This window comes from Streptomyces sp. NPDC055955 (assembly GCF_042270245.1).
Classification (GTDB): Bacteria; Actinomycetota; Actinomycetes; order Streptomycetales; family Streptomycetaceae; genus Streptomyces.
Genome location: NZ_JBHJYS010000023.1, coordinates 144,528 through 158,240 on the forward strand (window position 1 = coordinate 144,528; position 13,713 = coordinate 158,240).

At 70.5% G+C, this 13,713-nt stretch carries 12 protein-coding genes and 1 pseudogene; 4 read left to right on the forward strand and 9 right to left on the reverse strand.

Annotated features, from left to right (window positions below; translation table 11 throughout):
• Window positions 1-276: 276 nt before the first annotated feature.
• Complete coding sequence (locus tag ACFC96_RS35765; protein WP_376616208.1) at window positions 277-969, forward strand: methyltransferase; 693 nt, start codon at window positions 277-279, stop codon at window positions 967-969.
• A gap of 11 nt (window positions 970-980) precedes the next feature.
• Here ACFC96_RS35765 and ACFC96_RS35770 read toward each other — a convergent pair.
• From ACFC96_RS35770 to ACFC96_RS35790, 5 genes and pseudogenes are all read right to left on the reverse strand, one after another.
• A pseudogene (locus ACFC96_RS35770) lies at window positions 981-1,240 on the reverse strand (IS256 family transposase); the annotation flags it as partial.
• 100 nt (window positions 1,241-1,340) lie between these two features.
• The gene (locus tag ACFC96_RS35775) at window positions 1,341-2,072 is read right to left on the reverse strand and encodes an MgtC/SapB family protein (protein ID WP_376616210.1); all 732 of its coding nucleotides are present in this window, start codon (window positions 2,070-2,072) and stop codon (window positions 1,341-1,343) included.
• A 563-nt stretch (window positions 2,073-2,635) separates the two neighbouring features.
• Window positions 2,636-2,917: a hypothetical protein gene (locus ACFC96_RS35780; RefSeq protein WP_376616212.1), complete on the reverse strand. Its 282-nt coding sequence runs from the start codon at window positions 2,915-2,917 to the stop codon at window positions 2,636-2,638.
• Window positions 2,918-3,643: 726 nt separating this feature from the next.
• Window positions 3,644-5,128 (reverse strand): FGGY family carbohydrate kinase, encoded by a 1,485-nt coding sequence (locus ACFC96_RS35785; RefSeq protein ID WP_376616214.1) that lies wholly within the window; start codon window positions 5,126-5,128, stop codon window positions 3,644-3,646.
• A complete protein-coding gene (locus tag ACFC96_RS35790) occupies window positions 5,125-6,201 on the reverse strand; it encodes a 2-hydroxyacid dehydrogenase (RefSeq protein ID WP_376616216.1) in 1,077 nt (358 codons plus the stop codon). Before ACFC96_RS35790 ends, ACFC96_RS35785 begins: the two co-directional genes overlap by 4 nt.
• A 100-nt stretch (window positions 6,202-6,301) precedes the next feature.
• Here ACFC96_RS35790 and ACFC96_RS35795 point away from each other — a divergent pair, with 100 nt between their 5' ends.
• The 3 genes from ACFC96_RS35795 (at window position 6,302) to ACFC96_RS35805 (ending at window position 9,327) form a co-directional block, all read left to right on the forward strand.
• On the forward strand, window positions 6,302-6,946 hold the full coding sequence (locus tag ACFC96_RS35795; RefSeq protein ID WP_376616280.1) for a histidine phosphatase family protein: 645 nt from the start codon (window positions 6,302-6,304) through the stop codon (window positions 6,944-6,946).
• A complete protein-coding gene (locus ACFC96_RS35800) occupies window positions 6,943-7,743 on the forward strand; it encodes a DeoR/GlpR family DNA-binding transcription regulator (RefSeq protein WP_340458483.1) in 801 nt (266 codons plus the stop codon). Before ACFC96_RS35795 ends, ACFC96_RS35800 begins: the two co-directional genes overlap by 4 nt.
• A gap of 123 nt (window positions 7,744-7,866) precedes the next feature.
• Complete coding sequence (locus ACFC96_RS35805; protein WP_376616218.1) at window positions 7,867-9,327, forward strand: FGGY-family carbohydrate kinase; 1,461 nt, start codon at window positions 7,867-7,869, stop codon at window positions 9,325-9,327.
• Window positions 9,328-9,791: 464 nt separating this feature from the next.
• Here the strand turns inward: ACFC96_RS35805 and ACFC96_RS35810 are convergent, their stop codons facing one another.
• Genes ACFC96_RS35810 through ACFC96_RS35825 form a run of 4 tightly spaced genes read right to left on the reverse strand, consistent with a single transcriptional unit; the run spans window position 9,792 to window position 13,640 of the window.
• The gene (locus ACFC96_RS35810) at window positions 9,792-10,469 is read right to left on the reverse strand and encodes a glycerophosphodiester phosphodiesterase (RefSeq protein WP_376616220.1); all 678 of its coding nucleotides are present in this window, start codon (window positions 10,467-10,469) and stop codon (window positions 9,792-9,794) included.
• Window positions 10,466-11,821: an ABC transporter substrate-binding protein gene (locus ACFC96_RS35815; RefSeq protein ID WP_376616221.1), complete on the reverse strand. Its 1,356-nt coding sequence runs from the start codon at window positions 11,819-11,821 to the stop codon at window positions 10,466-10,468. The genes ACFC96_RS35810 and ACFC96_RS35815 overlap by 4 nt, the downstream gene beginning before the upstream one ends.
• Window positions 11,818-12,678 carry a carbohydrate ABC transporter permease gene (locus ACFC96_RS35820; protein WP_376616223.1) on the reverse strand — a complete coding sequence of 287 codons (861 nt, stop codon included), beginning with the start codon at window positions 12,676-12,678 and terminating at the stop codon, window positions 11,818-11,820. The genes ACFC96_RS35815 and ACFC96_RS35820 overlap by 4 nt, the downstream gene beginning before the upstream one ends.
• The gene (locus ACFC96_RS35825; protein ID WP_376226244.1) at window positions 12,675-13,640 is read right to left on the reverse strand and encodes a carbohydrate ABC transporter permease; all 966 of its coding nucleotides are present in this window, start codon (window positions 13,638-13,640) and stop codon (window positions 12,675-12,677) included. The genes ACFC96_RS35820 and ACFC96_RS35825 overlap by 4 nt, the downstream gene beginning before the upstream one ends.
• Between the last annotated feature and the right edge of the window lie 73 nt (window positions 13,641-13,713).

The following is a 13,713-nucleotide window of genomic DNA, read 5'->3' on the forward strand; positions in this document are numbered from 1 at the left end:
CAAGCACCGCGCCGGCCCCCAGGCGTACACATACAACAACCGGCCGCGTCCCAGGCGGAGTTGGACATGGTCGCTCACCGAACGGGATGCATTTCTCGAGAACCGGTTCCACGAGCACCTACACGCGAGGGTGATACGGAGCCTGCCCCGCGACGCGATGCAGGTCCGGCTCCTCGACGCTGCGGTACAGGCTCAGTTGCACCGCATGGGCGCGTCCTCCGGCCGGTGTTTTGAATTGGGTCGCTCGTGAGGGGTCGGCGGCCGTAGCGTCCGCCCATGGACTGGAGCGCATGGCACGAGAAGTACGACCTGGCCGACTCGTGGATGGCACGACGGTTACAGACGGTTCAAGCCCAGGTCGGCGCTGCCCTGTCTGGTGCCCCGGAAGGTGATTTGAGAGTGATCAGCCTTTGCGCCGGGGAGGGCCGCGATCTTCTGGACGTTCTGGCCGAGCACCCCCGCCGCAACGATGTACGAGCGAAGCTCGTCGAGCTGGATCCGCGCAACACTGCGGTCGCCGCGAAACAGGCCGGCCGGGCCGGCCTGCAGAACGTGGACGTGGTGACCGGTGACGCCGCCCTCATCGACCAGTACGAAGACATGGCCCCCGCGGATCTCGTCCTCATCTGCGGCGTCTTCGGCAACATCACCGACGCCGACATCGAGCACACCATCGCCGGCTGCAGTCAGCTGTGCAAGGCCGACGGAACCGTCATCTGGACAAGGCACCGTGCAACACCCGACCGAGTACCGCAGATCTGCGAATGGTTCGAAGCGCAGGGCTTCGAACTTCAATGGCTGTCGGCAGCGGACGTCGGCTTCGGGGTCGGTGTACACCGGTTCGCAGGAACGCCCGACCCCCTGCGCCGCGGCGACCGCCTGTTCGAGTTCATCGGCTACGACGTGCTGGCCACAACCGAATCCGCCGCCAGGAACGAGCCCACGCTTCACAGCCAACGCAAGGTGTAGTCGACTGGAGTGCGGCACCACGGAGGCAGGATCTTCGGGGAGAACCGCTGTCGCTCGCCGGTGGCCTTGTCGACCCGGCGGTCGTTCACCCGCGGAGCGGTGACCTAGACCGGCCCTGCCGCCGTGACGACGGTCGGGACCGGTGGTGGCCGTTGCGAACCACTAGGCGAGGGCCTCGCGCGTCGGCCTGAGCCGTCAACTCGGCTATGTCCTGGCTGACTTCTGCCTCCGGTGCGGCGGCGAGCACCCGGTCGGCGCCCTCGCGGACGAGAACGCGGCAGCCGCGTTGGCCAGGCCGGTGCTGTACACCTCCGCCGAGGCAACGTGCCTCTTCAAACGCGACCAAGGCATCGTGTCTGCACGGCAAGCGGTCACTCGTCGTCGGCTGCTGCGGTGAGCGCGATATCTATGACGCCGTCGCTTTGGAACAACTCCGAGGTCAGCTGAGCAGTATCGGCGGTTCCCTCGAGTTCGATCAGGACACGGGCGGCGGGATCCGTCCGCCCAGGAAGCCGCTTGACCTTGACCTGCACGATACGGAAACCCCGCTGGGTGCATGTCTCCATCAGCTGAGGCAGTAGGGCCGTGCCCGTGCGGTAGGTCATGTGCAGCTCGAAAGCAGAGGGGGCCGCGCTGGACGCCTGACGGATGGTGAGCAGGGGATAGCCGCGAACGACGAGGAAGTGCAGGGCGGTGACTGCCAGGGCGAGGATCGGCAGGCCCCCACCGCAGGCCATACCGACCGCGCACCCGAGCCAGATGGTGGCGGCCGTGGTCAGACCGCGGACGGCGTCCCGGCGCACGAAGATGATTCCGCCGCCGATGAACCCGATGCCGGACACGATCTGGGCAGCTACCCGGGACGGGTCGAAGGAGACGTTGTCCAGGCCGAGCACATTGGTGAATCCGTGCTGAGAGACTTCCATCATCAGCGCGCTGGCGATGCCGACCAGGGTGTGCGTGCGCAGGCCCGCGCTCTTCTGTTGGGCTGCCCGCTCCCAGCCGATCAGGCTCGACAGCAGGAGGGCCAGCCCCAACTCAGAGAGTTGCCGCAGCCCCTGCCCGTTACTCGTGGCCCACAGGGGAACCGCCAGTGCGATCACATGCGCCTCCCATCCACTTGGGAGCCTACCGCGACGGCGGTGGTCATACCGGTGACTGGATACGGGTCGCACGTCAATGAGGTCGGTGTTCAGTAGCCGATGCAGTGGGAAGGCCCGAGGCTTCCCTGCGGCGAGTCGATCTGCATCTGCCCGCATTCGCGGGTGCTCTCGGGTCACACGAATTCGACGACCTACCAGAGTCCGTCTACAAAGATCACCAGGTGGTGGATCACGGTCGAGTGATACGCCGTCATGAACTCACCGACCTGGAGCGGGAGTTACTCGCTCCTTACTCGCTCCACTCATTCCGCGTGCCGCAACGCGACGACCGCAGGTTCTCCTGGCATGGCCAGCGGAACGCTACGGGCGGCCGGCCTCTCGCCGTCCTGCTGACACCCGGACCCGATGGCGCGCACCGGCGCTCCGCCAGGTCCCCTGGGTGCCGGGCGGCCCGCCCCCGCACCCACCCGCGACGCCTGACAGCAGCCGGCAGAAGAACTGGCCATGACAGACACGAGCGACAGGAAAACGGTGGGTGCGGCGTCAGGCAGGCGGTATGCCGGTCAGGTCTCGATCACGGCATCGCATTCGGGGCAGACCACGGATACGTATTCCGCGGGATACCAGGACGCTCCAGGGTGCTCGGAGGGGTTCCAGTGGGCCGTCTCCATGGCGAAGGTGTCCCTGCCGCAGAGGGTCCTCGGCCCCGTCGAGCTGGGCGCCCCTGGGGCTGCGGGCGCCGCGTGCACCTTGCGGACGGGTCGTTCCTCACCGCTCGGTGTTCCCGGGGACGAGCTCGTGGCCACCGCCTTGTCGAGCTCGTACACGACGACGATCTCGCTCATGTCTCTAGCGTAAGGGCCGCGCGGTCGAACCGCCCGCAGCCTGCGGCCGGGCGACGGCGACCGGCTGGCGAGGCTCTTGCGCGTGGCCCGCTCCTCGGCGGCTGTCCCGGCCCGTCGCCCAGTTCGAGCCTGGCCACCTCGAAACTGCACCCAGATCACGTCGGCCGGCCACAACGCGCCCAGGAGTGCGATGTAGGGCCCGGCCCCATCCCCAAGGTGGACTGCGTAATGGCCGCCCAGCCACGCAAGAGCGCGCCGCCTTTCCCTCAAGGCGACCGGCTCTTCATTGGTTCGGTTGCGGCCATCGGTACGGTCTTCACCAGCTCGCCGTCAGGCCCACTCATCGCCGCACCCCCAAGGGGCAGCAAGCCATTGCCCCACCGCAGCAACCTGTGGCGTAGTCGACGGCCGGCGGTCACTCGCCCACCCGATCTCGCGTACCTCACCGGCACCCGCGTGCGGCATGCAGGCACCCGGCAGCGGGCGTCGAACACTTCCATCTCTCGATCGTTCCGGTCGCAGCGGCGGGTGTCCGTCGCTCTCGGCGCTGTGCCACATGCCGGCAATGGTCGATGGCGACGGCGGTGACGTGTGGCTGTCGTCGGGCGGAGAGGGCGGAGACGCTCCTCTCACTAGACACCCGAGGTTGCTGGGCGCTCGGCGGCGTCGCCCGCAGGGATGTCGCGTACGTCGTGTCGCTGCATCCCTGCGGATCGCCCGGGGGTCCTACGCCGACCGGTGCGCCCGTGATGCATCCAATTCCCTTCTGTACTGGGCGTATCCACGCTCGTACGACTCCCGTGCCGACGGGTGCGGGACGACCGTGCGGACGGGCTGGGGCAGGGTGGACGGGGGCAGGCCAAGGGCGCGGCGGGCGACTTTCGTCGCACCGAGGGCGCCTGTCTCCTCTTCCACCGGGATGGTCACCGGGCGGCCGATGATGTCGGCGAACAGCTGGGCCCATGGTCCTGAGCGGCTGCCTCCGCCGCAGGCCGCGAGCGTGCCGGTGAGACCTGCGGCTTCCAGACAGTGGCGGGCCGCGTAGCCGATGGCCTCGCAGACGGCGCGGACCGCGTCGGCGGGGGTGTGGGCGAGGGTGAGTCCGTCGAGGCGGCCACGCGCCGCGGGGTCGACGAACGGGGCCCGCTCGCCCGCCCCGGACAGGAACGGCAGGGCTGTGACGCCGCGTGCGCCGGGCGGGCTCGCGGCGAGCAGGTCGCCGAGGTCTTCCGTGGTGCGCCCCGTGAGGGTGAGCGCCCATTGGAGGGCGGCCGTGCCCACCATCGCCGGCATGGCGCGCAGCCAGCGGTCCTGCTCCGGCATGCAGAGCCACATGCCGGCGGGTTCGGCTGCCGGGTCGACGAGGGTCTGGTCGGTCAGGACCTGGCAGGCGAGGGTCGTGCCGATGATGACCACGCCGTCTCCTGGGTCGCGGACGCCGCTGCCGATGGCGCAGGCGGGCAGGTCATACGGCCCCGCGGTGAGCGGCAATCCTTCGGGCAGGCCGAGGAGTCCGGCGCCATGGCGGTCGAGGGCGAGGACGGTGCCGGGGTCCGCGGGCGGCGGGAGGAGGCGGGCATGGTCGGCGATGCCGCAGGCGGCCAGGGCTTCCCGGGAGTACGTCCGGGTGACGGGGTCCAGGAAAGGCAGCGTGGCATCGGAGGCGTCGAGGCATATCCGCCCGGTGAGGCGCTGGGCGACGGCGTCCACGCAGTAGCCGGCGGTGGCCGCCCGGGTGAGCGCGTCGGGCTCGTTCTCCTGCAGCCAGGCCAGGAGCGGGGCGTGGCAGCCGGGGAACATGCCGGAGCCCGTGTGTCCGTACACCTTCTGGATCGTGCCGTCTGCCAGCCACGTGCCGACCAGGTCGGAGGCGCGGGCGTCCATCCAGGAGATCGCCGGGCGCACGGCCCGCCCTTCCGTGTCGCGCAGCCACAGACCGTCGCCCTGGCCGGTGAGCGCCACCGCGACGGGCGGCTGGGGCAGGGCGGACGCGGTCTCGCGGACGACGTCGGCGACGGTGCGGACGACGTCGTCCAGGTCCTGCTCGACGCGCCCGCCGGGCAGCCGCTCGAGCTGGGAACGGCGGGCGGCCCGGGCCAGAGGGGTGCCGTCGGCGGCGAACGCGACGGCCTTGGTGACCGATGTGCCGATGTCGACGCCGATCACGACGGAGTCGGCGGATCCGGTGGTGCCGTTCGCCGCGTCGGTCATGGCCTGCTCCTCGATCCAGCGGTCTCGGTGGTGCTCACCTCGGGGTTGGCGGGGTGCGCGAGGGCCTCGCCGCGGACGAAGCGGCCGACCTCGGCGGCTGTGATCGCGGCCGCGCGGTGGGCAGTCTGACGGGTGGCGCCGGCCAGATGGGGTGCGGTGACGACGTTCGGAGCGTCGTGCAAGGGCCAGTCGGCGGGCGGGGGTTCGACGTCGTACACGTCGAGGGCAAGTGCCCCGAGGCGCCCGGTGCGCAGCAGCTCCGGCAGCGGCGCGTAGTCGAGCAGGCCGCCGCGCGCGGAGTTGACGAGGACGGCGCCCTCGGGCAGCAGCGCGAGCCGGGCCGCGTCGATGAGGTGGTGGGTCTCGGGGGTGAGCCGGGCGTGCAGGCTGACGACGCTGCTCGCGCGCAACAGGTCGTCCAGCTCTACGAGTTCGACGCCGTCGGCACGGGTGGTGGTCGGGTCCGTGTAGGGGTCGGCCACGAGGACACGGGCGCCGAAGGCGCGCAGGACGCGGGCTACGATGCGGCCGATGGCGCCGTAGCCGACCAGCCCGACGGTGGCGCCGTCGAGTTCGATGCCGCCCTCCTCGTACGCGTAGAAGTCGCCGCGCCACACGCCATTCTTGAGGGCGGCGTCGGCGGTGGTGATGCGGCGCATTCCCGCGAGCATCAGGCCGATGGCGAACTCTGCCGCCGCGGGCGCGTTGCGGCCCGGCGCGAAGCTGACGGCGACGCCGTGCCGGGTGGCGGCGGGCACGTCGACGTTGACAGGGCCGCCGCGTGAGACGGCGACCATGCGCAGCTCGGGGCGGGCGGCGAAGATCTTCTCTGTGAACGGCGCCATCTGGGTCACGCAGATCCGGGCCCCTTCGAGCGCCTCGATCATCATGTCCTCGGTGCCGCTCGCCTCGACGACTGTGCCGACCGGCCCGAACGGCTCGTGCGGCCAGGGCAGGGTCAGTTCGGTGAACTCCGTGGTCCGCTGGGCCGGCGCCTTCGCCAGTTCGGCGGTGAGCGCGGCGCGCAGGAGATCGGGACGGACGAAATGGTCGCCGGCGGCGAGGATGCGCATACGGCTCCAGCCCTTCTTCGGTGATGGCTGATAGATTTAACACCGAAGATTTGATTTATCAATGAGTCCCGCCTCGATCCCGTCCCAGGAGGCCGCCCCTATGCCGTCCCGGCTGTTGCTCGTCCGTCACGGCCAGACCACCTGGCACGCCGAGAACCGGTATGCGGGGATCACGGACGTGCCGCTCACCGAGGAGGGTCTCGCCCAGGCCGACGATCTGGGCGCTTGGGCCGCACACCGGGGTGTGGATGCCGTCGTCGTCTCTCCGCTGAGCCGTGCGCGGCGCACCGCCCGGCCTGCCGCCGAGGCTCTGGGGCTCGACCCCGAAGTCGTCGAGGACCTGCGCGAGGTGGACTTCGGCTGGGGCGAAGGACGCACCGTCCAGGAGATGGCCGCCGAGGACGCCGAGGCCGTGCGCCGGTTCCGGGCGGACGCGGAGTCGGGCGCCTTCCCGGGCTCCGAACCTCCGTCGAAGGCTGCGCGACGCGCGACAGCGGCCCTGCACGACATCGCAGTGCGCCATCCAGGCGGCACAGTCCTCGTCGTCGCCCACAACACGCTGCTGCGGATCGCTCTGTGCGCGCTGCTCGGGGTACCGGTGGGGCGCTACCGCAAGGTGTTCCCACGCCTGGACAACGCCGCGGTCACGGAGATCGAACTCGGCGCCGACCATGTCGCGCTGCTGTCCCTGAACGTCCCCACGCGCATCCCGCGCACCGTCCGTACGGGAGACTTGTCCGCATGACCACCACCGGGGCGGAGACCCGCAGACAGACCATCGCCGAGCACGTGTTGAAGGAGGGCACGGCCACGGGGGCCGAGCTCGCGGAGCTCACCGGCGTCAGCCTGATGACCGTCCACCGAGACCTCGACGAGCTGTCCCGGCGCGGGGTCCTGCGCCGATTCCGCGGCGGCGCGTCCGCGCAGCCGTCGACCGTCTTCGAGTCCAATCTCGACTACCGCCTCGGCGTGAACATCGCGGAGAAGGACGCCATCGCGCACGCCGCCGCCGCGCTGGTCGAGCCCGGTATGTCAGTGCTCCTGGACGACTCGACGTCCGCGCTCGCGCTCGCCGCGCTGCTGGTGGACGTGACGCCGCTGACGGTCGTCACGAACGCCCGCCGTGTCCTCGACGTGTTCGCGGGCCGCGAGGGCATCCGGCTGCTCGCCCTCGGCGGCGAGTACTCGCACACGCACGACTCGTTCCTCGGGGTGGCGTGCGTGGAGGCGGTGGAGGCGTTGTCCGTCGACATGGTGATCGTCTCGACGTCCGCGATGGACGCTCGGATGACGTATCACCAGGAGCAGGATGTGGTGCTCGTGAAGCGGGCGATGCTCGCGTCCGGCACCCGCAAGGTGCTGTTGATGGACCACACGAAGCTGGCCCGCACGGCACTGCACCGGGTGGCGCCGGTGGCCGACTTCGACCAGGTCGTCGTCGACGCCGCCGTTGACGGCGAGTTGGTGCGGTCGCTGCGCCGGCAGACCGAGGTGCGGGTGGCGGAGACGGCGGCCGAGAGCGGGACGAACGCCGATCACTGAACCGAGGGTTGTTTTCAACAGCCTTCGTGTTAATTTCACAGGGAGCTCCACCTTCGCACCACGATCCACTGTCCCCGCACATGGCCGAGCCACCACGCATGAGCCGAGAGGACCGCTTCGCCGATGAGCCAGGCCCCCCTGTCCCCCGCCCCCGTCGTGGTCGGCATCGACGTGGCGACAGCCGCGGTGCGGGTGGTGTGCGTCGACGCCGGGGGCCGGGTGGCCGCCGAGGCGCGGGCCGGGCTGCCCGCGCCCTCGCGCGGACCGGGCGGAGCCTGTGAACAGGACGCCGGCGCGTGGTGGCCCGCGACGGCAGCCGCGCTGCGCCGTGCGACCGGTGCGCTGCCGCACGGTGGGCGCGAGGTGGTGGCGGTCGCCGTGTCCGCCACCTCCGGGACGCTGGTCCCCACCGGCGCCGACGGCGCACCGCTCGGACCGGCGCTGATGTACGACGACCGGCGTGCGGCAGAGCTGAACTCCCGTGCCCAGCAGGCAGGTTCGGCACGCTGGAGGAAACTCGGCCTGACGGTCGGCCCGACGGCCGCGCTCGGCCGCCTGGCCTGGTGCGTTCGCGCGTACGGCGCCTCCGCCGTACGCCACGTCCTGCACACCCCTGATCTCCTGGGGTGGCACCTGACCGGCGGGCCGGTGGCCGCGGACTGGAGCCACGCGCTCAAGAGCGGCTACGACCCACGCGCGGGCGGCTGGGCCACCGAGGCCTTCGACGCGCTCGACGTCCCCTCGGCCCTCCTTCCGGAGGTTGCCGCTCCGGGCACGGCGTCGGGGACGGTGTGCCGCCCCGCCGCCAGGGAGACCGGTCTGCCCGAGGGATGTTCCGTGCGGCTCGGCATGACCGACGGGTGCGCGGGTCAGCTCGCCACGGGCGCCGTCTCACCGGGCCAGTTCGTCGGCGTGCTGGGCACCACGTACGTCCTCAAGGGGGTCGCGCGTGAGCTCCCGGCCGACCCGACGGGCGCCGTCTACAGTCACCGCCATCCCGACGGCTGGTGGCTTCCGGGCGGGGCGTCCAACACCGGCGGGGAGGCCCTCGCGGCCACCGACCCGGCGCGTCTGCCGCACCTGGACGCAGCGGCTGCGGAGCGCGGCCCCGCCTCCTGCGTCACGTATCCCCTGCGCCGCGACGGCGAGCGCTTCCCGTTCGTGTCGGGCGAGGCCCGTGGCTTCCTGCTCGGCTCACCCGCCGACGATGCGGACCTCCACCGCGCTGACCTGGAAGGCGTCGCCTTCCTCGAACGGCTCGCGCTGGAACGGATGTCGGCGCTCGGCGTGCCGGCCTCGGGCCCGTTGTACGCGGCGGGCGGCGGCAGCCGAAGCGCGCTGTGGAACCGGATCCGCGCCACGGTCCTCGACCGCCCCCTGCGGGTGGTGGAGCGCGCCGAGAGCGCCTTCGGCGCCGCCCTTCTCGCCGCGTCCGGCACGCTCCACGCCGACCTGACGACCGCCGCCGCGACGATGACGGCCGGCACGGGCCACGAGGTGCTTCCCGCACTCGCGGAGCAGGCGGCTCTCAACGCCTCGTACACCCGGTTCCGGGGGGAGATGGAGTCGCGCGGCTGGCTGTGAGGCGGGGAGCCGGGGCGGCGTTTGCGACGTCGGCCCTGCCATCACCACCCCGGACACGTGCACACGTTCCGCGCGCTCTCTGCCGCTTCCCGCGCGGCGTCGCCGCACCCGCATCGGCCTGGTCGCGGGCGGCTCGGCACGTACTGGCCGCAGTTCCCCGGCCTCTGCCCCAGCTCAAGGACGTGCTCTTCCTGACGACGTATCCGACGTCCTCGGTGGTGCTCCCCATCGCCCAGCGCTCGAACACCCCAGCCGTGGTCATCGGCATGCAGCCGACGGTGACGATGGACTGCGCAAGGTTCGACACCGGTTGCCGGCTCGTCTCCTGCGGCCAGTGCCCGGTGCCAGAGGTCGGCCATGTGTTCCGGTGGGCCGGCATCCCGTTCCGCGTGTCGCGCACCGACAGGTGTGAGGGTGTCCGGCCGCCGGGAGCGCGAGGGCGCCGCCGGCCGCCGGACCGTCACTCAACCCTCCAGCCACCCGTCGATCAGTCCCGGGTGGTCCGTCGTCACGGCGTCCACGCCCAACTCGACAAATCGCCGCATCAGCTGACGGTCCGCCGCCGGCCACGAGTCCACTCGTAGACCGGCGGCGTGGCACCGCTCCACCAGCTCGGCCGTCAGCGCGTCCGTGTGCGCCGGGCAGACCCAGGTCGCGCCCAGGTCCTTGGCGGTGCGCAGCATCGCCTCACCGGGGTCATGCGTGATCAACCCGCGCGCCACACCTGGTAGACGCCGCGCGGCGTCCTCCAGTACGTCGGGGTGGAACGACGTCAGGACCGCGCGGTCCGGCAGGTCCCGGATCACCCGCACCGCCTCCGGCGCCTTGATCTCGACCTGGACGAGGCCGTCGAAGGACGCCAGCGCCTCGTCCAGTGTCGGGATGCGCTCCCCCGATCCGGCGTCCAACGAGCGGAGCTGGGCAAGGGTGAGGGCCGCGACCTCTCCCTCGCCGTCCGTCGTGCGGTCCACGGTCGCGTCGTGGACGACGACGAGGTGCCCGTCGGCCGACACTCGTACGTCGAGTTCGATGCCGTCCGCGCCAAGGGCCGCGGCCCGCCGGAAGGAGCGCAGGGTGTTCTCGGGTTCCTCGCTACGGGCGCCCCGGTGGCCGTAGACGAGAGGACGGTTGCCGGCTGTCACAGGTGCTCCTCGATGCTGTCGCGATGCCGGTCCACGTTCTTGCGCAGCCGCTCGGCGACGTCGGCGAACGCCTTCTCGGCGGGTACGTTCGCGGACCAGATGTTCTGCAGCCCCGTGTAGATCTGCACGTTGGCATTGGGCACCATCATGCGGACCTGGTCACCCTGGCGGGTCAACGGGAGCTGTCGCACGGCGGTGTTGACGTTCGGATCGTCCTTCATGAGGCGTGCCAGGACCGGTGTCTTCGTCGCCGCGGGGACGACCGGCATGTAGCCGGTGTCGACCGTCCACTGCGCGGAGTTCTCGGGCCGGGCGAGGAAGCGGACGAACTCGGCCGCGGCCTGCTTGCGTTCATGAGATGTGCGCCGGAACATGCTGAGTCCGCCGCCGCCGGTCGTGACCTCGAACTCCTCCTGTCGGGGCAGGAATCCCGTGCCGAGTTCCCAGCCGCCCGCCTTGGCCGCCTCGGTGAGCATCTTGAGGCCGCCGGTGGAGTTCACCTGCGTCGCTATCAGCTGGTTGGCGAGGTCGTTGGTGGGCGAGTCCGCCATGTACGCGATCCTGTCGCGGTGGACGAGGCGCCGCTGCCACTCGGCCGCCGCCACCGCTCCGCCGTGGTCGATCGTGACGTCGAGCCCGTCCGAGTAGCCGCCGCCCCACTGCCAAGCGGAGCACTGGAACATCCAGTCCCCGTCGATCTTCTGGTACGCCTCCAGGGCGACCCGCTTGCCCTTCACCTTCAGCCGCGTGATGTCCTTCGACCACGCGTACAGCTCGTCCCACGTCTTGGGCGCCCGGTCCGGAACTCCCGCTTTCTGGAAAAGAGTTCGATTGTAGTAGAAAAGGGGCGTGGAGCGCGCCAGCGGGAGCCACCAGGTGTACCCCTTGAGCCGTCCCTCGGCCAGGAGTTTCGGCTGGTACGTGCGGCCCATCCACGCCGGATCGAGATAGCCGTCCCAACGCTCCAGCGCGTCACCGAAGTAGAACTTGTGCCACTTCACGTCGGACAGGACGCACAGGTCGGGCACCTGCCCGGCGACCAGTCCGACGACGGCCTTCTGCGCGCACTCGTCGTACGTTCCCTGGAACTGGACCTCTACGTAGATGTCCTTCTGCTCGGCGTTGAACCGGTCGGCGAGGGACTGCAGCGCCTTGCCCGGTACGTCGGCGAACGTGGACCAGAGCACCACGCGGGTGCGGCGTCCGAACCGGGCGGGGACCGCTCCGGCGGGCTGGGCGACGGTTCCGGTCGTCGAGCCGCAGGCCGTGAGCAGCGCGGAAGCGGCGGCTCCGCCGACGAGGCCGAGCAGCGCACGGCGGCCGACGAGGGAACTGCGGGGTGCGGGGCTCACTTTCCGGCTCCCTGGGTCAGTCCGGCGATGATGTGGCGCTGGGCGAGGAAGAAGGCGACGAGGACGGGCACGATCACCATGACCGTGCCGGCCAGGATGGCGCCCCAGTTCGCGTACCCCTCCTGGTTCTTGAGGAAGAGCAGCCCGACCGGCAGGGTGCGCATGTCGGCGCTGCTGGTGACGATCAACGGCCAGATGAAGTCGTTCCACTTGGTCACCATCACGACGACGGCGACGGTGACGACCATGGGCCGCGACATCGGTAGGACGACGGTCAACAGCCTGCGCAGATGGCCCGCGCCGTCGAGCTCCGCCGCCTCCATGATCTCCTTCGGCAGCGTCAGCATGTGCTGGCGCAGCAGGAACGTGCCGAAGACGGAGCCGAGGCCCGGCGCGATGAGCCCGGCCCAGGTGTTGACCCAGCCGAGCTGCGCGACGGTGAGGAAGTTCGGCAGCAGCGTGACGTGGCCCGGCACCATCATCGCGCCGAGCAGCACGAGGAACAGCCAGCGCTTGCCGGGGAAGGGAAGGAACACGAAGGCGTACGCGCACAGCAGCGCGGCGCACAGCTCGATGGCGGTACCGACGACCGACACCACGAGGGAGTTGAGGAAGAACCGGCCGAACGGCGCGGCGTTCCAGGCGTCGGCGAAGTTCGACCAGCGCAGGTCGGTGGGGAGCCAGTGGGGCGGATAGCTGTAGATCTCCGGGTTGGTCTTCAGGGCGGAGGAGACCAGCCAGTACAGAGGGCCCGCGGTGACGGCGGCGACGAGGACGAGCAGCACGTACAGGCCGGCCCGCCCCGCTCTGCGGCGGGCCACGCCCGTCCCGCCGGGCGCGGTGTCGAGGGTGCTCACTGGTAGTGCACCTTCCGTTCGAGGTAGCGGGCCTGGAGACCGGTGATCAGCAGCAGCACCACGAACATGATCATGGCCCCGGCGGCAGACCGGCCCGCGTCGAAGGCGCGGAAGCCCTGGTCGTAGATGAACCAGCTGAGGATCGACGTGGAAGAACCGGGGCCGCCGCCGGTCATCACAGCGATGATGTCGAAGGCCTGGAAGGTGGTGATGACGGAGGTCACAAGGAGGAAGAAGGTGACCGGTGAAAGGAGCGGGATGGTGATGCGACGCAGCCTGGTCCAGGCACTCGCCCCGTCGAGAGCCGCCGCCTCGAACACATCGCGCGGCATCGACTGGAGACCCGCGAGGTACACCACGGCGACGAATCCGGTGTTCTTCCAGAGGTATACGACGACCAGGCCGAACAGGGCCCATTTCGAGTCGGTCATCATCGCGGGTGCGGTAAGGCCCAGCGGCGCCAACAAGGGGCGTATCAGGCCGTAGTTGGGGTCGAACACGAACAGCCACAGCGTGCCGACGGCCGCGCCCGACAGGACGTAGGGGGCGAAGGTGAGCGTGCGTACGACGCGGGTGCCGCGCAGCTTCTGGTTGAGCAGCAGCGCGATGGCCAGGCCCAGCACCATGCCGCCGGCCACGATGCTCACGACGAAGAGCACCGTGGTCCAGAGCGTGCCGCGGAAGTCCGGATCGGCGATCAGGTCCACGTAGTTGGACAGACCGACGAACTTCTTGGCCGGCGAAATCATGTCCCAGTTGGTGAGGCTGAGGTAGCCGTTGTAGAGCACCGGCCAGTAGGCGAAGACCAGCAGGAAGAAGAAGTTGGGGGCGGCGAACGCGACGAAGAGGAGATGTCCGCGGCGCCGCAGGCGGGCGCGTGCCCGACGACCCGCGTCCGGGGCGGAGGCCGGCCTCGGCGGGGCGGCGGCGCTGCCGCCCCGCTGCGCGTCGGTAACGGTCAAGGGGGTGAGTCCTTCCGGGAAGGCCGGGCCGGGATGCGGCCGGGGCTCGGACACCCCCAAGGGATACCAACAA